We start from the raw sequence: 21,441 nt of genomic DNA on the forward strand, positions 1-21,441 counted from the left end.
CGTCAGGCCTTTGCGGCCCGCTCTTCGAGCACCCGGTTGGCAGCCGAAACGATCGCTTCCAGCGAGGCCGTCACGATGTTGGTGTTGATGCCGGCACCGAACAACTTGCCGCCCGGATGCACCATCTCGACATAGGCGATGGCCGATGCGTTCGAACCATGCTGCAGCGAATGCTCCGAGTAATCGGCCACCGAGAGATCGATGCCCAGATAGGTCGACAGCGCATTGATGAAACCGTCGATCGGACCGGTTCCCTGCCCCTCGATCCGCTTGAGTTCACCATTGTCGGTAATCTCGGCTGCAACGATGCGCCGGCCCTTCTGGACGGTATCGGGGTAGGTGTGGTGATCGACGAACTTGAGGCGGGCTCCCGGCTGTTCGACATAACGCTGGATGAAGCGTTCGTGGATACGCTTCGACGGCAGCTCCACGCCTTCCTCGTCGGTGATCCGCTGGATGTCCTCGCGGAACTCCACCTGCAGGTTGCGCGGCAGGTTGATGCCGTAGTCCTGCTGCAGAATATAGGCGATGCCGCCCTTGCCCGACTGCGAATTGATGCGGATGATCGCCTCGTAGGTGCGGCCGACGTCCTGCGGATCGATCGGCAGATAAGGCACTTCCCACACGCCGGTATTCGACTGCTTGATCGCCTTCATACCCTTGTTGATCGCATCCTGATGCGAACCCGAAAACGCGGTGTAGACCAGTTCGCCGACGTAAGGATGGCGCTCGGGGATGGTCATCTCGTTGGAATATTCGTAAACGGCCTTGATCCGCTCGATATCCGAGCAGTCCAGTTCCGGATCGACACCCTGCGTGAACATGTTCAAGGCCAACGTCACGACGTCGACATTGCCGGTACGCTCGCCATTGCCGAACAGCGTGCCTTCCACGCGGTCAGCACCGGCCATCAGGCCGAGTTCGGTCGCGGCGATACCGGTGCCGCGGTCGTTATGTGGATGCAGCGAAATCAGCACGTTCTCGCGATTGTCGATGTTGCGGCACATCCACTCGATCATGTCGGCATAGATGTTCGGCGTCGACATCTCGACCGTCGAGGGCAGGTTCAGGATCAGCTTGTTGTCGGGCGTCGGCTTGATGATCTCGATGACGGCGTTGGAGATTTCCAGCGCCACCTCCAGCTCGGTGCCGGTGAAACTCTCAGGCGAATACTGGAAGCGATAGCCACCGCCGGCCTTGGCGGCCATGTCGGTAATCATCTTGGCGGCGTCGACGGCGATCTGCTTGATGCCTGATACGTCCTTGCCAAACACCACGCGGCGCTGCAACTCGCTGGTCGAATTGTAGAAATGGATGATCGGGCGCGTGGCGCCTTCCAGCGCCTCGAAGGTGCGGGTAATCAGCTCGGGCCGGCACTGCACCAGCACCTGCAGCGACACGTCGTCAGGCACATTGCCCTGCTCGACGCACCAGCGGGCGAAGTCGAAATCGGTCTGAGAGGCGGACGGGAAACCGATCTCGATTTCCTTGAAGCCCATGTCCAGCAACATCTGGAACATGCGGGCCTTGCGGTCATGGCCCATGGGATTGACCAGCGACTGGTTGCCGTCGCGCAGATCGACCGAACACCAGATCGGCGCCTTGTTAATCGTCTTGGACGGCCAGGTGCGGTCCTTGATGTCAATCTGCGGATAGGGGCGGTATTTCTTGGCCGCTTCGGGCATGCCGTGCTTCACACCGGCGGTATTCACGCTCATCTCGTTCATCGTCTTCCTCTTCCGCATCTGCCCGCCATCATCATTTTGGGGCTGGTACAGACGCCTTGGCCATCACAGACCGTTCATGGTGCAAAACTGGGATTTTATCCGAGGAGCTGTGCCACGCGGCTAACCGGCCGCCGGGCGCTCCTCAAAGGACCCGGCAACCGCGGATAAGGCTAAGAAGAAGCGAGTTTAGGGCGAGAACCGACGCGCCGGCCGGAATGCGGCCTGCGTCGAATGAAGCGGTGATGTGTTCGCCCGAGATCTTCATGCGAGCCTTATAGCCACCCTTCGCCGCAGTTGGCAAGTACGTCATTCGTATGTTTGCCCATTGGTTCGCCCATGAGGTGGCCAAGTGTGACGCACCCGATATCCTCGCCTCAGCCCCGCCAGGTCTTGGCGACATTGAGCAGGCCGAGCATCAGCCCGCCCGCAACAAGCCCCCAGAAAGCGCCGGAAATGCCACCGAACGACACGCCGGAAGCCGTGATCAGGAAGGTGACCGCCGCCGCTTCGCGCGTTTCGGCGTCCTTGAAAGCGGCAAGGGCGGAGCCGGAAAACGCCCCGATCAGTGCAAGCCCGGCAACGGCCTGAATGAGGATGGGCGGAGCGAGCGAGACGAAAGCCGTCACGGCTCCGGCCAGTAGGCCGAGAATCACATAGCCGACGCCGCCGATGATCGCCGCCCAATAGCGTTTCTTCGGATCGGGATGGGCGTCCTCTCCGGCGCACATGGCCGCCGTGATGGCCGCCAGATTGACGGCATGCCCGCCGAACGGAGCCGACAGCAGCGAGAAAAACCCCGTCGTTGCAAACAGAGGGCCGGGATTGGGATCGTAGTGATTGACCTTCAGCACCGCGATCCCCGGAATATTCTGGGAAGCCATGGTGACGATGAAGAGCGGCAGCGCGATCGAGATCAGCGACGGCAGGGTGAAGGCAGGCGTCACCAGTTCCATCGGCGGCGCAAGCGATGCGGCCCAGTTCGCCATGGCTCCCTCTGGCAGTTCCACCCCGAACATCATCACCAGAACGAAGGCGAGAAGTGCGGCCGGAACGGCATAGAGCCGCTTGAAAGCGGCAACCACCGCCCATACGGCAAGGATCGGAAGGCCGAGCAACGGGTCGAAGGCGATGGCCTTGAAGGGCGCGAAACAGAGACCGAGAATGACGCCCGACAGCATGGCGTTGGCAAGCGGCGCGGGAATAGCGGCAACGGCCTTGCCCAGCGGCTTGAACAGGCCCGCAATGATGATCAGCGCGGCGCAGACTAGAAACGCACCGACGGCCACCGGAAATCCGCCCTCCGGAACGCCCGCGGTCGCCAACAGCGCCGCACCGGGCGTAGACCAAGCAATGGAAACGGGAAGCTTGGTCCATGCACTGAGCACGATGGCGCAAAGGCCCATCGAAACGGAAAGCGCCATCAGGCCCGAGGCCGCCTCGAAGTCAGTCGCCCCGACCCCCTTCAGCCCCTGCAGCACGACGGCGAAGGAACTGGCGAAGCCGACGAAAGCGGTCAGGCAGCCCATGAAGAAACTTTGGGGAGAAAGGTCTTTCAGCATGACGGACTCGGAGGTGCGGGATTTGGAAAGCTATCGAACAGCAAAATTCCTCCCGGCACGCAAGGCTGGTTTGTCGAAAAAGGTACGGCCACAAGGGGAAAACAGGTGCCGGAAAGCCCCTCCCGGCGACTTACGACGCAAAGCGGCATCCGTGTCCGGCAAGGTGAAAGGCAAACGGGGCCGCTAATTGATATGTTGTATTCGCCGGAAGCGTCATGTATAGGCCGGCCAACAAGTTGCAGGTTTCATCTGCTGGTTGGAGAGGACGCCATGTCTAGCGACGCCCTCTTCCAATCGGGGATGGGCCCAGTCGGACTGGATGCCCCCCGAACGGAAGAATTCTTTACGACGCCCGTAAAAGGAGCGTTCCCGGTGGTATTTCGTCTCGTTTTCACGAGAACGAAGCGCATCGCGATAGCGCTTGTGCGCACGGCCGTGCGCCAGCGCGGTGGCCTGCAGAAGCGGCTCGTGCCACGCCGGATGGCCTTTACCATCCCCTCTTGAACCACCCGAACCAGATTTCAATCGACATCGGATCATGCGCGCCACGCCATGCCCTGATGCCTGTTTCACGTCGCCGTCACATGCCGATGGCAAATCAGCACCACCTTGAAAACGAGCAGGTTCCCAAGATGCAGCTACAGACCCCCTATTACCTGATCGACAAGTCGAAGCTCCTGCAGAACATGGAGAAGATCGCCAGACTGCGCGAACTCTCCGGCGCCAGGGCGCTGCTCGCGCTGAAATGCTTCGCCACATGGTCGGTCTTCGACCTCATGCGCGAATACATGGATGGCACCACGTCTTCCTCGCTGAACGAGGTCCGTCTCGGCCACGAGCGCTTCGGCAAGGAAACGCACGCCTACTCGGTCGCCTATGCCGACTACGAGATCGACGAGGTCGTGTCCCATGCCGACAAGATCATATTCAACACCATCGGCCAGTTGCAGCGTTTCGAGAAGCAGTCGGCCGGCATCATCCGCGGGCTTCGCCTCAATCCCGGCGTCTCCTCATCGAGCTTCGATCTTGCGGACCCTGCCCGGCCCTTCTCCCGCCTCGGCGAATGGGACATGGCCAAGGTTGAGCCGGTCATGGACATGATCTCCGGCTTCATGATCCACAACAACTGCGAGAACGGCGATTTCGACCTGTTCGACCGGATGCTGACCGCGATCGAGGAAAAGTTCGGCCCGTTGCTGAAGAAGGCCGGCTGGGTCAGCCTCGGCGGCGGCATCCATTTCACCGGCGCAAACTACCCGCTGGAAAAATTCGCCGAGCGCCTCAAGCGTTTCTCCGGCGAATTCGGCGTGCAGGTCTATCTGGAGCCCGGCGAGGCCTCGATCACCCGGTCGACCACGCTGGAAGTGACCGTTCTCGACAAGCTTTACAACGGCAAGGACCTTGTCGTGGTGGATTCGTCCATCGAAGCGCACATGCTGGATCTCCTGATCTATCGTGAAAACGCGAAGGTTCATCCCAACCAGGGACCACATCGTTACATGGTCTGCGGCAAGTCCTGCCTGGCTGGCGACATCTTCGGCGAGTTCGATTTTCCGAACGAACTGAATGTCGGCGACCGGATCTCGATCCAGGACACCGCCGGATACACGATGGTCAAGAAAAACTGGTTTAACGGCGTGAAAATGCCGGCAATCGCCATCCGCGAACTGGATGGCAGCATCAGAACGGTCCGCGAGTTTTCCTACGCGGACTACGAACAAAGCCTCTCGTAAGGCTTCTGACGATTGGACATAAGGAGTTGGTCCCCATCATGAAGAAGAACGTGCTTATCATCGGCGCCGGTGGCGTCGCCCAGGTCGTGGCGCATAAATGCGCCCAGAACAACGATGTGCTCGGTGATATCAACATCGCCTCGCGCACCAAGGCCAAGTGCGACAGCATCATCGCATCGGTCCATGAAAAGAAGGCCATGAAACAGCCTGGCGTGCTCGAAGGCCACGCGCTGGACGCCCTCGATATCGAGGCTACCAAGGCCCTCATCAAGTCAACCAATTCTCAGATCGTCATCAACGTCGGCACTGCATTCCTCAACATGTCGGTGCTGCGCGCCTGCATGGATACCGGCGTCGCCTATATCGACACCGCGATCCACGAAGAGCCGAACAAGATCTGCGAGACCCCGCCGTGGTACGGCAACTACGAGTGGAAGCGCGCCGCTGAATGCGAGGAAAAGGGCATCACCGCCATCCTCGGCGCCGGCTTCGATCCGGGCGTCGTCAATGCTTATGCCAAGCTCGCCAAGGATGAATATCTCGACAAGGTGACCGACGTCGACATCGTCGACATCAATGCCGGCAGCCATGGCAAGTACTTCGCCACCAATTTCGACCCGGAAATCAACTTCCGTGAATTCACCGGCGTCGTCTATTCCTGGCAGAACGGTCAGTGGCAGACCAACAAGATGTTCGAGATCGGCAAGGACTACGACCTGCCGGTCGTCGGCACCCGCCGCGCCTATCTCTGCGGCCATGACGAAGTGCACTCGCTGGCCAAGAACATGGATGGCGCCGACGTGCGCTTCTGGATGGGCTTCGGCGATCACTACATCAACGTCTTCACCGTGCTGAAGTCGATCGGCCTTCTCTCCGAACAGCCGGTCAAGCTCGCCGACGGTTCCGAAGTGGTGCCCCTCAAGGTCGTCAAGGCCTGCCTGCCCGACCCGGCCTCGCTCGCTCCCGACTACGAAGGCAAGACCTGCATCGGCGACTATGTGAAGGGCTTCAAGGACGGCAAGGAAAAGACCGTCTTCATCTACAACGTGGCCGATCACAAGGAAGCCTTCAACGAAGTCGGCAGCCAGGGCATTTCCTACACCGCCGGCGTTCCCCCGGTTGCAGCAGCCATGCTGGTGGCCACCGGTGAATGGGATGCGAAGAAGATGGTCAATGTCGAGGAACTTCCGCCGAAGCCGTTCATCAACCTCCTAAACAAGATCGGCCTGCCGACCCGCATTCAGGATGAGGATGGCGACCGGGCCGTGGAGTTCTGAGAGCGCGGATAGCGCTTGAGGATTGAAGGAATGCGGACCCCGCCGGAGCGATCTGGCGGGGTTTTTCATATGCCCACCTACACCCACCGCCGTCCTCCTCGGGCCTGTCCCGAGGATCTACTGCCGCTAACGGCAGGCGGCGAGGTCACAGATAGGATGCCGCGGCAGACGCTCGGAACGAGCGCGGTGCATGACGACCGAGTGCAACGAGGAGCGGTAAAACGCAGCACTCAGACTTGGGCCACCCTTCACTTACGGTGAATTCTACCGCAGAGTGCATCTTATCGTGCCGATAGCATTTGGATGGGTGGCCAAATCAGATGAGTAACGTTCCTTACCTAGCTTCACCAGGAAACATAATTAAGGCATTCGCTGCCATTAAGACTGCCGCGACCCCTCCTAAGGTTTCGCAAGACTTTGTGAAAACAAAACTAGGAATAACCGGCAGTTCTGGGGACCAAATGACCACATTTCTGAAGCGGCTTGGTTTCGCCTCGGCAGATGGAACACCCACTGACCTGTATAGAGGGTATAGGGGGGTCGGCGGAGGACGCGCATTGGCAACAGCGATCAAGAGCGCTTACAGCGCCTTATATCAACGTAACGAGTACCTGCATGAGTGCGATGAAAAATCACTAAAAGAGATAGTAATGCAGGAAACAGGCTACGCGAAAGACGCGAGGCCGCTCGGTCTCACAGTCAGTACTCTAAGGAATCTGATTTCTTTGGCAGACTTTTCTGAACCGGAAAATTCTGCCAGTAGCGACGACCGATACAACGACGCCGCCTACTCCATTTCACCCCAGGCACAGATCAATCACGACATGGTTTCGAAGACGAAAGGCGAAAACGTCAGCTTAAACCTAGGATACACCATCAATCTAAACTTACCAGAGACGACCGACATCGAGGTTTTTAACGCGATATTTAAAAGCCTTAGAGCAAATCTACTGAGTAGCTCAGATGACTGAAAAAACCGATCTCTATCTGCGGGCGTTCGGTATGAGCGGGGCCCAAATTTCGTCTGAAATGCGGAAAATTGAGCGCGAAAAGGGAGTAACCCTGAGGGCGACAAAAGAGGCAAGGAAGGCTAGAAAGCACGAGGATTATGCGAATTTCGAGCAATCCATTCGAGACGATGCGTCCTGGATGTCTGAGTATTACGAGATCTTCTACTGCCTGGAAGTTTCAATCAGAAAACTCATAAATGATACTCTTACGGAGGCAGAGGGCGCGGATTGGTGGAACACCGACCGAGTAGCGGTCGGCATCAAGAATGAGGTTCAAGCCATAAAGAATAAGGAAGAGCAGGCTGCCATAACGCTGCGATCCGATAACCCAATCGATTACACGACGTTCGGACAGTTATCACAGATAATTACTGATAATTTTGATCTTTTTGTTCCAATTATTTCATCAAAGGGTGCAGTAAGTCGGGTACTCAACCAACTAAACTTGTTACGAGGGCCGATAGCTCACTGCTGTCCGCTTGCCGCGGATGAACGCGACCGGCTAAAGCTGGCTGTTAGAGATTGGTTCCGTCTGCTAAGCTGAGTGTTGCGGGGAAGTCGGAAGTACAGGCAGCAGCGACGAGAAAGTGGTCAGTTATCGCGATCGCGCTAGATAGCTTTTCATCGCGCCTCGCTCACCCCCATCACCCCAACCCCAAACACCCGAAAATGCCGTAGATTCCGCGTTACCACGGTCAGCCGTGATATACCGCCGTCCCGGCAATCATCGCATCCGACGCACCCGGCCTCGCGCTGTCCGCGATGGCCTTCGCTTCGAGAACTCCCAAAACCCTCACCACCTCAGCGTCCACTGGGAGAATGAAACTCCCGAGTCGTGTCACGGAGCGTTCGCAACCAACCCTCAAGGGCGCGCGCCTTCCGCGTCACCGCTTTGGCATCGAGAAGGCGGATGCCCTTTTCGATCTCATGGATCGAAACAGCCGAAAGATGCAGACGACCCAAACACTCCAGGGCCTCGGCCCATGGCACGCCCCACTTCCAAACCAAAAACCCGCCGGATCGCTCCGGCGGGGGTCTCCATAAACTTCGGATCTAAAGCGCTCAGCCGATGTCGGACTGGCTTTCGATGATCTTGCCGACGAGACCGTAGGCAACGGCTTCTTCAGCCGACAGCCAGTAGTCGCGGTCGATATCCTTGGCGATCTTCTCTTCCGTCTGGCCGGTGGCCTTGGAATATATCTTGATCAGGCGCTGGTTCATCTTGATGATTTCGCGGGCCTGGATCTCGATATCGGATGCCATGCCGCGGGTGCCGCCCGAGGGCTGATGCATCAGGAAACGCGTGTTCGGCAGGCAAAGGCGCTGTTCCTTCGGAACCGACACGAAGATCAGCGAACCGGCGGACGCAGCCCAGCCCGTCGCAATGATCCACACCTTCGGCTTGATGAACTTGATCATGTCGTGGATCGCGTCACCCGATTCCACATGACCGCCCGGCGAGCTGACATAAACACGGATGTCTTCGTCGCTAGCGGCAGCCAGAGCCACGAGCTGGGTGCAGACCTTCTGCGCCAGTTCCTGAGTGATCCCGCCAAAAATGAAGATCGAACGCGACTTGAAAAGATTCGCTTCCGTTTCCTTGCCGAGCGGCAGTTCCTTGCTCTTGTCGTCTTCGTCTTCGTTCATCCGGATCATCTCCACTTGGGCTTCGTTCTCCCGCACATAGTGCGACTCATGTCCTAAAACAATGCGGGAAAAAGACAAGGCACGGAACCGGTGAACAGCCCGTTAGCGCCGTGCCCCACAGGCTTCGGCGCAAAACGCTTTCGCAACACCTATCCTGATTGAGTTCGGACCCTACCGCGAGATGCGCGTCGACAGGATGATGGAGGACAGCGTCCGCTCGACCCCGGCGAGTTCGCCGATGCGGTCGATCAGCCGGTCGAGTTCGGCGATGGAGGGAGACGCGATGATCGCGATCAGGTCATAGGGACCGTTGACCGAATGCAGCGCCGTCACCTCGCGGATCGCCGCAAGCTCGTTGGTAACAGCCGAAAGCGACTTCGGCGCAATGGTAATCAGCACATGTGCCCGGATCAGGTCCCGGACATAGCTGTCAGACAGCCTGACCCCGTAGCCGGTGATGACCTGCCCTTCCTCCAGCCGCTCCAGCCGCGCCTGCACCGTGGTGCGCGAAAGCCCCAGTCGCCGCGCGAGGGTAGCGACCGGCATGCGGGCATTCTCCCCGAGCAGGGAAATCAGTTCGCGGTCCTTGTCGGTCAGTTGCATTGTGACAAATCCATTCGGCAATTAGACCATTTTCATACCACGAATAGCGCTTTTCGCCACTATGAATCGACCAGACACCACGGCATCCTGTTCACATCTGACAAATTTCAAGAGGGTCATATTATGAAAGATATCGTGGTCATGGGTGCGGGCAAGATCGGCGGAGCGATCGCCCTGATGCTGGCGGCAAGCGGCGATTACCGCGTTACCGTCGCTGACAGGAGCGAAGCGCAGCTGGCCGCCATCGAAGCCCATCCGGCGATCACGACCGCCGTCGTCGACATTGCCGACGCCGCCGCGCTGGACGCGCTGCTCAAGGGCCGTTTCGCAGTTCTCTCGGCCGCCCCGTTCCACCTGACGGGCGCCATCGCCGAAGCTGCCGCCCGCACCGGCACGCATTATCTCGACCTCACCGAAGATGTCGCCACGACCCGCAAGGTGGAGGCCCTGTCTGCCGGCGCAAACAGCGCCTTCATTCCCCAGTGCGGCCTCGCTCCGGGCTTCATCTCAATCGTTGCCCATGATCTGGCGAAAAATTTCGACAGCCTCGACAGCGTTCGCATGCGCGTCGGCGCGCTGCCGCAGTACCCTTCCAACGCTCTCAACTACAATCTGACCTGGAGCACCGACGGCCTGATCAACGAGTACATCGAGCCCTGCGAAGCCATCGTCGAAGGTCGCCTCATCACCGTTCCGGCCATGGAAGAACGCGAGGAATTCTCCCTCGACGGCGTGACCTACGAAGCCTTCAACACGTCGGGCGGCCTCGGCACGCTCTGCAAGACGCTGGAAGGCCGGGTGCGCACGATGAACTACCGCACCATCCGCTATCCGGGCCACCAGGCCATCGTGAAGGCGCTGCTGAACGACCTGAACCTCAAGAACCGTCGCGATGTGCTGAAGGACCTGTTCGAAAACGCCCTGCCCGCAACCATGCAGGACGTCGTCGTTGTCTTCGTCACCGTCTGCGGCACGAAGAACGGCCGCTTCATGCAGGAAACCTATGCCAACAAGGTCTATTCCGGCGTTATCGGCGGTCGCCTGATGAGCGCCATCCAGATCACCACCGCCGCCGGCATCTGCACGGTCCTCGACCTGCTCGCCGATGGCAAGCTGCCGGCCAAGGGCTTCGTTCGTCAGGAAGAGATCGGCTTCTCCGATTTCCTCGCGAACCGCTTCGGCCGCGTCTACGATCCGGAAGCCACGAAGCTGGCGCGGGTCGGCTGATCGATCAAACTGAGGTTCTCCGTACCGCTGGCATGGAGAATTGAAGCGCATTGACCTTCTCTGCGGGGAGAAGGGTGGGCTGAAAAGCCCGTGATGGGGCGGAGTGACCGGCATGAAAACCGGCCTCCGCCCCAACTTTATCGGCTATACGTCAGAAGATCCGGTCGACCGGTTGGCCAAGCGCCACGGCGCCTGCGTAGCGCGCCTGCGGCCCGGACTGCAGCGGATGGAACCGCGCGCCCTGCACGTCGCGGAAACGCCGCTCCAGCCCGTTTGCCCGGTAGAAGGACGCCCCACCGGCAAGCTCCATCGCAAGTTCCGTCGCCTTGATCGCGTATTGCGCCACCAGCGAGCGGCCGATCATGATCTCGTTCACCGTATCGGCAGATGGCGCGTTCCGATCGACGACATCCAGCATGAAACGATGCGCGATCTGCGCAGCCCTCAGCGCTGTGTCGACCTGGCCGGCAAGTTCGGTCACGCAATCGCTCTGCGGCCGCTTCCGCGCCATGTCCATCGCGATATCCCGCGCGCTTTCGGCAACGCCGAGATAGACGGCGTAGATCAGCGGAAAGGCGATGGTCGAGATGATCTGGAAGACCGGATGCCACTCTCCCGCCTTGCGGGAAAACGCGACGTTGGCATCGGGGATGAACAGGTTCTCGATGAAAACGTCATTCGATCCCGTGCCGCGCATGCCGAGGCTGCGCCATGTGTTCTCGATCTTGACTTCCGGCGCCTTCATCGGCGCGCCGAAATGGATGACGGAACGTGACCCGTCCTCCGCCTCGTGGATCGCCCCGGTCATCAGTACCGCACCCGCCTCGGCGCCGGATGTAAACACCTTGCGCGCCGTGACGCGGTATCCGCCTTCGACCCGTTCGGCCCGGCCGGAACCGCCGATCCAGTCGGATCCACCGCTGGAAAGCAGGATCAGGCGTTCCGCCGCCACGCGCCGCAGAAGCGGCTCGACCACGGAAACCTTCTGATGACGCCAGCGCCATGCCGGGATCGCCACCTGATGGGTGTGCATGGAAAAGGCGAGCGCCGTCGAACCGCAGGAATGCGCAAGGATGCGCAGCATATCCGCAAGTTCCCGAACCTCTGCTCCACGCCCTCCTAGCTCGACCGGCACACCGGCCTCGACCAGTCCTGCTTCCTTGAGAAGCGCATAGTTCTCGCTGACGAAGCGGTCGTTTTCATCATGTGAGGCCGCGCGCTCCGCCAGAACCGGCGCAAGCCGCCGCGCGATCTCGGTAATGCTCATTGCAGTGTCGGTGCCAGCCTCTCTCGCCGTTGCCGTTTCAGCCATGCCGTGCATGTCTCGTTCCTCCCATTGACTTGCAACGATGAGGAGTCTGCGCGCCTTGCCGGGTTATATCCAGTTCAGGAAATGTACCTCGTCGATTTCCGTAAAGAGCGGACGGAGGTCCGGATGATTGGCAGCGGCGCTGTTTTTGACTATTGTTATCGATGGCACGGCCACAGGAGGATCCCACATGCAGGAACATGGTGGGTATGGGCAGTTTTGCCCGGTGTCGATGGCTTCGGAAATTCTATGCTCCCGCTGGATGACGCTCGTTGTCCGCGAGCTTCTATGCGGCTCCACGCGCTTCAACGAACTGCGCAAGGGCGTGCCGAAAATGTCCCCCACCCTGCTCTCCAAGCGCCTGAAGGAGCTGGAACAGGCCGGTGTCATCACCATCGACCGCCTGCCCAACGGCACCTCGGAATACCGCCTCTCGGCATCGGGCGAGGAACTGCGCCCTCTCATCATGGGCCTCGGCATCTGGGCGCAGCGATGGATCGAATCCCGGCTCTCCCTGAAGAACCTCGACCCGTCGCTGCTGATGTGGGACATGCGCCGCAATCTGGACCTCAGCCACCTGCCCCGCCGCCGCTGCACGATACAGTTTCTGTACCCTGAGCTTTCGGCCACCCAGAAAAGCTGGTGGCTGCTCATCGACAACGGCACGACCGACGTCTGCAATTTCGACCCGGGCTACGAACTCGACCTGCTCGTCAGAAGCTCGCTTCGCTCCATGACGGCCATCTGGATGGGCCTGACCACCGTTCGTCGGGAGACCGAAAACGGCGATCTCAGCATCGAGGGCGACCCTTCCCTCGCCCGCAACATGCAGGACTGGCTCGGCCTCAGCAAATTCGCCCCGGTTGCGCGGATGGTACAATAGGTTCGCCCCACTTGCTTCCCATAAGAAGAGAAAACCCGCCGGCCTTTCAGCCGACGGGTCATAAATGCATTCCGCCTTTGCAATCCGACCCTTGAGCCTTAGCTCCGCGGCTTCAGGTTTTCGGGGTCGTAGAGCGGCTTGTAGCCGACGGCGACGACTTCGACCGGGTAGGTCTCGCAGAAATATTCGACATTCAGCTTGCGGCCGACCTGGCAGTATTCCTGCGGCAGGTAGGCGAGCGCGATGTTCTTGCCGATGGTCGGGCCGTAGGCGACCGAGGTCGTGTAGGAGATGCGGCCAAGGCTGTCGACCAGCGTCTTGCCCGTTGCCGGATCGATCACCGGCATTGCGCCGACCGGATAACGCTTCACGCCGTTGGCGTCGGTGTTTTCGGTCATCGCCAGCGTGCAGAGCATGGCCGGCTGCTGTTCGCGGGCCTTGTACTCTAGATGCTTGGCCTTGCCGCGGAAATCGGCTTCCTTGACCTTCGGACGGGCGAGATCGGCTTCGATCAGGTTGTACTGCGTCGTGAGGTCGGCATTCTGCAGGCGCAGGCTCTTTTCCATGCGGCGCGAGTTCGCATAGGTCTCGACGCCGAAGGCCATCACGCCGGTAGCGCGCAGCGCATCCCAGACGGCAAGGCCATCCTCGTACTTCATGTGCAGTTCCCAGCCCTGCTCGCCGACATAGGAGATGCGGAAAGCAGAGACGGACTTGCCGGCGATCTCGATCGGCTTGATGGCGGCGAAGGGGAAGTTCTCCACATCGAGGCCAGCCGGATCGGCAACCACCTTCTTCAGCGTCTCGCGGGCATTCGGACCCCATATGCCGATGGTGATGAACTTTTCCGACACGTCGGTGATGGTAACATCGAGGCCGCGATCCTCGGCCACGCGCTTCATGTAGTGGAAGTCGCGCGGGCCGGCATCGGCACCGTTCACCAGACGGCAGCGATCCGCCATGCGGAACACGGTGAAGTCAGCGCGCACCATGCCCTCGTCGTCGAGGAAGTGCGTGTAGATGCCCTTGCCGATATTGGCGTCGCCACCGACCTTGGCTGCGCAGAGCCATTCCAGCAGCTCGACATGATCAGGACCTTCGATGTCCACCATGTGGAAATGCGAAAGGTTGACGATGCCGCAATCGTCGCTCATGGCGAGATGTTCGGCGTTGGAAACGCGCCAGAAGTGACGGTTGTCCCACTCGGCCTCACGAACCGGCACCTTGTCGCCGTACTTCTCCAGGAGATGCTCGTTGGCCTTGTAGCCATGGGCGCGTTCCCAGCCACCGAGTTCCATGAAGTAGCCGCCAAGCTCCACTTCGCGCTCGTAGAAGGGCGAACGTTTGATGTTGCGGCCGGTGGCATAGGGTTCGCGCGGGTGAACGGCGGGGAAATAGATCTTGCACGCAGCCTCGGAGCAACGACCGAGGATGAAGTCTTCCTGCATCTGGTGCGGATAGAAACGGGCGAAATCGATCGAGGAGTGGTCGACTTCGGTGCGGCCGTCGGTGATCCAGTCGGCCAGAAGCTTGCCGTAGCCCGGAGCGTCCTTGACCCAGATGCCAACACAGTACCAGAGACCGCGCACCTTCTGGCTCTCGCCGCAGGAAGCGCCGCCGGCGGCGGATACCTGCAGCAGGCCGTTGAACGAATGGCTCTCGTTGTAACCGAGTTCGCCGAGGATCGGCGTAAGCTCTATGGCCCGCTCCAGGCCTTCCATCAGGCCGTCAGCCTCGAGATCGAGGTCACGCTGCGAGGGAGACAGGCGAGCCTGTTCCTTCTCGAGCAGATCGCGCGGATGGCACATGCGCGGGTTTTCGGTGTTGTAGTAACCCCATTCGAGCTGGCCGCCCTCGGTGGTCTTCGGGTCGCCGGTGTCACGCATGTAGGCGGAGTTGCCCTGGTCGCGCAGCAGCGGATAGCCGATTTCCTTGCCGGTACCCTCGAACTCGTTGAAAGGACCGAAGAAGGTGAGCGCGTGGTCGACCGGCATGACCGGCAGGTCTTCACCGACCATGCCCGCGATCATGCGGCCCCACAGGCCGGCGCAGACGATGACGTGATCCGCCATGATCGTGCCGCGATGGGTGACGACGCCCTTGATGCGGCCATTCTCGACGATCAGCGACTGTGCCGGCGTATTGCCGAACATCTGGAGCTTGCCGGACTTTTCGGCGGCATCGACCAGCTTGCCGGCAACCGTCTGCGAACGCGGAATGACGAGGCCTGCATCCGGGTCCCAAAGCCCGCCTGCGACCACCTCTTCCTCGACCAGCGGGAACTTTTCCTTGACTTCGCTGGCGCTAATCAGACTGGCGCGCGTGCCGAAAGCCTTGCCTGAGGTGACCTTGCGCTTGACCTCTTCCATCCACTTGTCGTCGCCGGCACGAACCACTTCGATGCCGCCGATGCGGGCGTAATGGCCCATCTTCTCGTAGAATTCGAGCGAGTAGAGCGAGGTCCAGACCGACAGGAAGTCGTGGCTGGTCATGAAACAGAAATCGGAGGCATGCGCCGTCGAACCGATATCGGTCGGAATACCCGACTTGTCGATACCGACGATGTCGTCCCAGCCGCGTTCGATAAGGTGATGCGCGACGGAAGCGCCCACGATACCGCCCAGCCCGATGATGACGACTTTAGCCTTTGTCGGAAACTCTGCCATAGGAACAAACCCTGATTGATGATTTGTGCCGATCTTAGGGTTTCCGGAAGCGTCATTGCGTCCTTAATGCGACATTCTACAAATACTGCACGACCAGTTTCCGACGCAAAATCGGTCCGCGAGCGGCACCGCGAACCGTCTGCATGTCGGAAGAGCGACAGCCAGGGAACACCTCCGGCGTCACGTGCCGCAGAACGTCCGCATCACTCTCTCGGCCGGCATCGGTGGCAGGGCATAATCTGCATAGGCCGGATCCTCTGCATAAGGCCGCTGTAACGCCGCGTGCATCTGCTCGAAAGGCTCGAAATCGCCCGAAAGCCCCGCGACGATCACCTCTTCGATGCGATGGTTGCGCGGGATGACGGCAGGGTTCACCGCGTCCATCGACGCCTGCCGCTCCTTCGGCGTCCGTTGCCCGCCATGGCGTTTCCGCCAGCGTTCCAGCCAGTCAGCGACACCCCAGCGCTCCTTGAACTGGGTGAGTAGCACTTCGTCATCGGCACCGCCGGCAACCTTGCCCAGAGCGCGGAAGGTCAGCGTGAAGTCAGCCTCCCCCTCATGCATCAGCGACAACAGGCCATTCACCAGTTCGACATCCCCCTCCACCTCGCCGCCAATGCCGATCTTCCGGCGGAAGAGATCGATCCAATGGCTCTGGAATACACGGCCGAAATCGACCAGCGCCGCATTCGCAGCCTCGATGCTCTCGTCATCCCGCGCGGAAAAGAGCGGCAGCAACGCCTCGGCGAAACGCGCGAGATTCCACTGCGCAATGCCCGGCTGGTTGGCATAGGCATAACGGCCCCGCTGGTCGATGGAGGAGAAGACCTTGCGCGGATCGTATTCGTCGAGAAAAGCGCAGGGACCGAAATCGATCGTCTCACCCGAAACCGCCATGTTGTCGGTATTCATCACACCATGGATGAAGCCCACGGAAAGCCAGCGCGCCACAAGCTCCGCCTGCCGGGCAGAGACGGCATTGAGCAGCGCCAGATAGCGATTGTCATCATCAGCCGAGATTTCCGGATAATGCCGCGCGATCACGTGGTCCGCAAGCACGCGAAGACCATCCGCATCGCCTCGCACGGCAAAAAACTGGAAGGTGCCGATGCGGATATGGCTTGCCGCCACCCGCGTCAGCACGGCGCCGGGCAGCAGCGTTTCACGCACCACCGGCTCGCCGGTCAGAACAGCAGCAAGCGCGCGCGTGGTCGGAATACCGAGCGCATGCATGGCCTCGGAAACGATATATTCGCGTAGCACCGGACCAAGTGCCGCCCGCCCGTCGCCATTGCGGGAAAAGGGCGTGGCGCCTGCCCCCTTGAGCTGGATGTCGCGGCGCACGCCGTTGCGGTCCACCACCTCGCCGATGAGGATCGCTCGCCCGTCGCCGAGCTGCGGTACGAAGTTGCCGAACTGGTGCCCGGCATAGGCCATGGCAAGCGACGCCGCCCCTTCCGGCAGGTCGTTGCCGGAGAAGATCTCGGCCAGCCGCGCCTCGCCGGCATCGGAAAAATCGAGCCCGAGCTCGCTAGCCAGCTCGGCATTGAACCGGATCAGCCGAGGCGCCCGGACAGTCGCGGGCTTCACAGCCCGAAAGAAACGCTCCGGCAGCCGCTGATAGCTGTTGTCGAATGCGAACACGCTCTGTCCTCCTGGCTTACGGCCGAACATTTTCGACCATTGCTTAAATATGGGGCTGGTATTCCACGGAGCAAGCGGAAAGAAGCCGAAGGGTCGGTTTGCCCGTCTGCGGGCCGCTCTCCAAGGCCAAATCTGGGCGCATCGGCCCGCGACTATTGTATCGCGGATTTCAGGATATTTAACGTGGCCTTCATTCGGCGTAGCGCCCTCGTCACTGAATGACGGCGGCGCGCGCCATGTTGTTGTCTGCGTCCTCCATGGACTGCAGAACCGCCATCATATCGCTGATTGAGAGGGGTAATCAGACATGAAACTTCGCCTTGCCACGGCGGCGGCCTTCGCCATCGTTCTTTCCGGCTGCACCACGACGGAAGAAGCCAATACCGTGATCCAGTCCCGATGGGTCGGTCAACCGGTGGAGGTCTTCTTCACCCAGTATGGTCCGCCTGTCTCCGAGTTTCCGATGGCAAGCGGCAACGTGCTTTACACCTGGCGCGGCGGCGACAAGACCCGCTACATCGCACCGACCTATTCCACTCCGACACCGGCCCAGACAACCACCCGGACCGAAACCAAGGAAACCAAACCCGGCGTCACCGTCACCAAGACGACAACGACTGGCATCTATCAGCCCCAACCGCAGATGATTTCGCCGCCGCGCTACGAGGAACTTTTCTGCGAATTGCAGATCACCGCCGATCCCTCCCAGCGCATCGTCGCCATCCGCGCCTCGAACGATACGGATGGCGAAGGCCTGAGCTTCTCCCGTTGCGCCGAAGTGCTGAACGCGCATCCGCAACGCTGAAGCATCGCCAGGAGCTACTTCAAAAGTCAGACAAGGAAGCCCCGCCCAAGATGGGGCTTTCTCGTTTCACTTGATGATATCCCGGCTGCGACCTTGCCTTGCCGCGATCCCGCCTGCGCCGGAAGCGAACAAGCTCCATTGTGCGACGCAGCTCTTTTGTCATGGACAGTTACAAAACCCTTACGCTAGTCTGTCGCATGACATATAGACGAAGGCCGGCGCGACTGATTTCCAGGCGCCGTGTCGACCAAAAAGAGGGACAAACATGTTCAAACGCCTTTCACTCACCGCTGCCATTTTCGCGGCCGCAGCCGCCCCCGCTTTCGCTCATCTCAATCCCGAGGAGCACGGCTCCTTCATGGCCGGCATTTCCCATCCGCTGTTCGGCGCGGACCACATCCTCGCCATGGTCGCAGTCGGCCTCTGGGCCTCGCAGATCGGCGGACGTGCGCTGATCGCCGTTCCCGCCGCCTTCGTCGGCACCATGGCGCTCGGCTTCGCGCTGGCTGTCGCCGGCGTAAACCTGCCCTTCGTCGAGCCTGCGATCCTCGCTTCCGTTATCGGTCTCGGCTTGCTGGTTGCTTCCGCCATCCGCCTGCCGGTTGCGGCTTGCGCAGCCATCGTCGGCCTCTTCGCCCTGTTCCATGGCCATGCCCATGGCGGCGAACTCGGCTCGGCCGGCGCGCTGCAATTCGGCCTCGGCTTCGTGGTTTCCACCGCCCTGTTACATGTTGCAGGCGTCGGCCTCGGCATCACCCTTTCGCGCCTCGGCCCGCTGGTCACGCGCCTTCTCGGCGTTGCCACCGTGTTCGGCGGCGCGGCTATCGCCTTCGGTTGATCGAAACTCATCCGGACATGAAAACGGCAGCTCCCGGAGCCGCCGTTTTTGTTTGTATCGAGGAGAGGATGCCAAGCCGGCAGAACGGAATCAATTTCTCCGCTTCCACTCCCAGACTGCTAAAACGACTCAGCCTTTCGGGACCAGCCGTCTCTTAAAGTAATGTCTGAGCCTCAGCCGCGCCCGCGATAGGTGGCAACGCCCTGCTCCGGTAGCCACACGCCCTCCGGAGCAGCGCCCGTCTGCCAGAAGACATCGATCGGAATGCCGCCGCGCGGATACCAGTAGGCCCCGATCCTCAGCCACTTGGGATCGAGCAGCTCGACGATGCGCTTGGCAATGTAGATCGAGCAATCCTCGTGGAACGCCCCGTGATTGCGGAACGAGAACAGGAAGAGCTTCAGCGACTTGGATTCCACCAGCCAGTCGCCGGGAATGTAGTCGATCACGATATGGGCAAAATCAGGCTGCCCGGTCATCGGGCAGAGCGAGGTGAATTCCGGCGCGGTGAAACGCACGACGTAATCGGTGCCGGCATTGCCGTTCGGCACCCGCTCCAGTACGGCAGCCTCAGGGCTGGTCGGCGCCTCGACATTGCTTCCGAGCTGCGACAGCCCGCTGACATCGGTCTTGCTCATGGGGTGTGCTCCTGATCCTGGACGTTGACGCCGATCCCGTGCGGCATTTCGTTCTCGGGTTCGACGTGAATGGTGACGCGCGCGCCCGGTAGCGCATTATGGATGGCCATTTCAAGCCGGTCGCAGATGACATGGGCCTCGCGAACGGTCATCTTCGCTGGCACCACCAGATCGAAGGCAACGAACGTCACCGACCCGCCCCTGCGCGTGCGCAGGTAATGGGCCCCGAGGGAACCCGCCGAGTTTGCAGCGATCGCATGCTTGATCGCCTCTTCTTCCGCCGGTTCCACGGCCTTGTCCATCAATCCGTCGACCGAATGGGAAATCACCTTCCATCCCTGGAAGATGATGTTGATCGCCACCAGAATGGCAAGCACCGGGTCGAGGATCGCATAACCGGTAAGAAGCGCAAGCACCAGTCCGATGAGCACGCCGACCGAGGTCACCACATCGGAAAGGATATGATGTCCGTCAGCAGAAAGCGCCGGCGAGCGATGCGACTTGCCGACACGGATGAGGGTCATGGCCCAGACACCGTTGATGACACCGGCGACGGCATTGATCGCAAGACCGAGAACCGGCGCCTCCGGCATGGCCGGAGCAGAGAGGTGGCGAACAGCCTCGTTGACGATCAGAAGCGCCGCCACCACGATCAGCACACCTTCGAGAACTGCGGAAATGTATTCCGCCTTGTGATGCCCGTAGGGGTGATCGGCATCGGCCGGCTTCTGCGCATAGCGAATGACGAAATAGGCGATGAAAGCCGCGACCACATTGACAGTGGATTCCAGCCCGTCGGAAAGCAGCGCGACGGAACCCGTCACGTACCACGCGAGCATTTTCAGCCCCATGACACCGAACGACAGCGGGATACCCCAGAAGGCCAGCCGCTGGACGAATCCATTCTTCTCGGCGGACATCCATCTTCTCCTTTGCAGTTGCAAGCGATTAGCACAAGGCATCGCCAAAACGACGAAACCGCCCGCGACAAGCGCGGACGGTTCAGCAAGTGCTCATTAAGACATCAGTCCATCCGGGTCAATCCATATGCCCCACCCCGGCCACGTATTGCGTCGGAGAATGCCATGCGATACCCCTTGGCAACCGGAACCGGCGCATGTCACAGAAACGCCGGGATGGATGGCTATCGGCCTCCCATGCGCTCCGGTCGAAACGCGGATCAGGACAAGGCGGAATGAAGCTTCTAAAAATTGCCCGCCGGCTCGGTATCGCGACCGGCGCACTCGCGCTCGGCCTCGGGGCCTATCTTGGCATGCTGCAACTGACGGGCAATTTCCACGAGGTCATCGCCGGAAAATTCTACCGCTCCGCCCAATTGTCGCCGGAAAAACTCGCCGCCTATATCGACCGTTACGGGATCAAGACGGTCATCAACCTGCGGGGTGAGAGCCCTCAGAGCGAATGGTACCGCCGCGAGCTGGAGACTATCCATGCCCACAATGCCGGGATCGTCGATTTCCACATGTCGGCCAGGCGCATGCTGACGGTCGAGCAAAGTCGGCAGTTAATAGCCCTGATGCGCAATGCGCCGGGCCCGATCCTCATCCATTGCAGCGCCGGCGCCGACCGTACCGGCCTCGCCTCGGTCATGTACATGCAGCAGATTGCCGGCGTCGATGAAGAGACGGCGGAATGGCAGCTTTCTCCGCTCTATGGCCATCTCAACCTGCCTTTCCTCTCCGTCTACGCCATGGACGATACATGGGAGACCTTCGAGAAGGCAATCGGCCTGGATAGCTGAAGGCGCAGGGAGCGCATCGTCGGATAACGGCTACCCGCCAGATGCCGTGAATGGCGGAGGCCGGAAATCACCGGCCTCCGTATTCGACGCATAAAGCTGCCTCAGGCTGCCTT

The 21,441-nt window shown here is 60.3% G+C and carries 19 protein-coding genes; 9 read left to right on the forward strand and 10 right to left on the reverse strand.

Translation table 11 applies throughout. From position 1 onward, the window contains the following. Window positions 1–2: 2 nt before the first annotated feature. The 3 genes from leuA to NBH21_RS09155 form a co-directional block, all read right to left on the reverse strand. Entirely contained in the window at window positions 3–1,718 is a 1,716-nt protein-coding gene (leuA, locus tag NBH21_RS09145; protein WP_250916407.1) for a 2-isopropylmalate synthase, read from the reverse strand. Window positions 1,719–2,101: 383 nt separating this feature from the next. Beyond that, window positions 2,102–3,286 carry a benzoate/H(+) symporter BenE family transporter gene (locus NBH21_RS09150; protein ID WP_250915793.1) on the reverse strand — a complete coding sequence of 395 codons (1,185 nt, stop codon included), beginning with the start codon at window positions 3,284–3,286 and terminating at the stop codon, window positions 2,102–2,104. Window positions 3,287–3,499: 213 nt separating this feature from the next. Then, window positions 3,500–3,859, reverse strand: a complete 360-nt coding sequence (locus tag NBH21_RS09155) for a hypothetical protein (protein WP_250915792.1) — start codon at window positions 3,857–3,859, stop codon at window positions 3,500–3,502. Between the two features lie 59 nt (window positions 3,860–3,918). Between NBH21_RS09155 and NBH21_RS09160 the strand changes: the two genes are divergently transcribed. From NBH21_RS09160 to NBH21_RS09175, 4 genes are all read left to right on the forward strand, one after another. Then, the gene (locus NBH21_RS09160; protein ID WP_250915791.1) at window positions 3,919–5,019 is read left to right on the forward strand and encodes a carboxynorspermidine decarboxylase; all 1,101 of its coding nucleotides are present in this window, start codon (window positions 3,919–3,921) and stop codon (window positions 5,017–5,019) included. A gap of 38 nt (window positions 5,020–5,057) precedes the next feature. Then, window positions 5,058–6,296: a saccharopine dehydrogenase family protein gene (locus tag NBH21_RS09165; RefSeq protein WP_163900188.1), complete on the forward strand. Its 1,239-nt coding sequence runs from the start codon at window positions 5,058–5,060 to the stop codon at window positions 6,294–6,296. 320 nt (window positions 6,297–6,616) lie between these two features. Beyond that, complete coding sequence (locus NBH21_RS09170; RefSeq protein WP_250915790.1) at window positions 6,617–7,267, forward strand: DUF5343 domain-containing protein; 651 nt, start codon at window positions 6,617–6,619, stop codon at window positions 7,265–7,267. Further along, the gene (locus NBH21_RS09175; RefSeq protein WP_163900192.1) at window positions 7,260–7,850 is read left to right on the forward strand and encodes a Swt1 family HEPN domain-containing protein; all 591 of its coding nucleotides are present in this window, start codon (window positions 7,260–7,262) and stop codon (window positions 7,848–7,850) included. The genes NBH21_RS09170 and NBH21_RS09175 overlap by 8 nt, the downstream gene beginning before the upstream one ends. Before the next feature lie 518 nt (window positions 7,851–8,368). On the opposite strand, the gene NBH21_RS09180 is transcribed toward NBH21_RS09175, so the two are convergent. Further along, the gene (locus tag NBH21_RS09180; RefSeq protein ID WP_099060085.1) at window positions 8,369–8,953 is read right to left on the reverse strand and encodes an ATP-dependent Clp protease proteolytic subunit; all 585 of its coding nucleotides are present in this window, start codon (window positions 8,951–8,953) and stop codon (window positions 8,369–8,371) included. 171 nt (window positions 8,954–9,124) lie between these two features. Then, complete coding sequence (locus tag NBH21_RS09185; protein WP_099058495.1) at window positions 9,125–9,556, reverse strand: Lrp/AsnC family transcriptional regulator; 432 nt, start codon at window positions 9,554–9,556, stop codon at window positions 9,125–9,127. A 123-nt stretch (window positions 9,557–9,679) separates the two neighbouring features. Between NBH21_RS09185 and NBH21_RS09190 the strand changes: the two genes are divergently transcribed. After that, window positions 9,680–10,783: a saccharopine dehydrogenase family protein gene (locus tag NBH21_RS09190; protein ID WP_250915789.1), complete on the forward strand. Its 1,104-nt coding sequence runs from the start codon at window positions 9,680–9,682 to the stop codon at window positions 10,781–10,783. 151 nt (window positions 10,784–10,934) lie between these two features. Here NBH21_RS09190 and NBH21_RS09195 read toward each other — a convergent pair whose 3' ends face one another. Then, complete coding sequence (locus NBH21_RS09195; RefSeq protein ID WP_425340401.1) at window positions 10,935–12,050, reverse strand: acyl-CoA dehydrogenase family protein; 1,116 nt, start codon at window positions 12,048–12,050, stop codon at window positions 10,935–10,937. 232 nt (window positions 12,051–12,282) lie between these two features. On the opposite strand from NBH21_RS09195, the gene NBH21_RS09200 reads away from it, so the two are divergent. Further along, the gene (locus NBH21_RS09200; RefSeq protein WP_250915787.1) at window positions 12,283–12,975 is read left to right on the forward strand and encodes a winged helix-turn-helix transcriptional regulator; all 693 of its coding nucleotides are present in this window, start codon (window positions 12,283–12,285) and stop codon (window positions 12,973–12,975) included. A 98-nt stretch (window positions 12,976–13,073) separates the two neighbouring features. Here NBH21_RS09200 and NBH21_RS09205 read toward each other — a convergent pair whose 3' ends face one another. Both NBH21_RS09205 and NBH21_RS09210 read right to left on the reverse strand, forming a co-directional pair. Next, window positions 13,074–15,641 (reverse strand): GcvT family protein, encoded by a 2,568-nt coding sequence (locus tag NBH21_RS09205; RefSeq protein WP_250915786.1) that lies wholly within the window; start codon window positions 15,639–15,641, stop codon window positions 13,074–13,076. 180 nt (window positions 15,642–15,821) lie between these two features. Continuing rightward, window positions 15,822–17,315: a protein adenylyltransferase SelO gene (locus NBH21_RS09210; RefSeq protein ID WP_250915785.1), complete on the reverse strand. Its 1,494-nt coding sequence runs from the start codon at window positions 17,313–17,315 to the stop codon at window positions 15,822–15,824. 277 nt (window positions 17,316–17,592) lie between these two features. Here NBH21_RS09210 and NBH21_RS09215 point away from each other — a divergent pair, with 277 nt between their 5' ends. Together NBH21_RS09215 and NBH21_RS09220 are read left to right on the forward strand one after the other, a co-directional pair. Continuing rightward, entirely contained in the window at window positions 17,593–18,090 is a 498-nt protein-coding gene (locus tag NBH21_RS09215; RefSeq protein WP_250915784.1) for a hypothetical protein, read from the forward strand. 265 nt (window positions 18,091–18,355) lie between these two features. Next, window positions 18,356–18,928: a HupE/UreJ family protein gene (locus tag NBH21_RS09220; RefSeq protein WP_250915783.1), complete on the forward strand. Its 573-nt coding sequence runs from the start codon at window positions 18,356–18,358 to the stop codon at window positions 18,926–18,928. Between the two features lie 173 nt (window positions 18,929–19,101). Here NBH21_RS09220 and queF read toward each other — a convergent pair whose 3' ends face one another. Together queF and NBH21_RS09230 are read right to left on the reverse strand one after the other, a co-directional pair. Beyond that, window positions 19,102–19,566, reverse strand: a complete 465-nt coding sequence (gene queF / locus NBH21_RS09225) for a preQ(1) synthase (protein ID WP_099058503.1) — start codon at window positions 19,564–19,566, stop codon at window positions 19,102–19,104. Continuing rightward, window positions 19,563–20,486, reverse strand: a complete 924-nt coding sequence (locus NBH21_RS09230) for a cation diffusion facilitator family transporter (RefSeq protein ID WP_250915782.1) — start codon at window positions 20,484–20,486, stop codon at window positions 19,563–19,565. The genes queF and NBH21_RS09230 overlap by 4 nt, the downstream gene beginning before the upstream one ends. A 275-nt stretch (window positions 20,487–20,761) precedes the next feature. Between NBH21_RS09230 and NBH21_RS09235 the strand changes: the two genes are divergently transcribed. Beyond that, the gene (locus NBH21_RS09235; RefSeq protein WP_250915781.1) at window positions 20,762–21,328 is read left to right on the forward strand and encodes a dual specificity protein phosphatase family protein; all 567 of its coding nucleotides are present in this window, start codon (window positions 20,762–20,764) and stop codon (window positions 21,326–21,328) included. Window positions 21,329–21,441 lie beyond the last annotated feature (113 nt).

Source organism: Ciceribacter sichuanensis, from assembly GCF_024055605.1.
In the GTDB taxonomy this organism is placed as follows: domain Bacteria; phylum Pseudomonadota; class Alphaproteobacteria; order Rhizobiales; family Rhizobiaceae; genus Allorhizobium; species Allorhizobium sichuanense.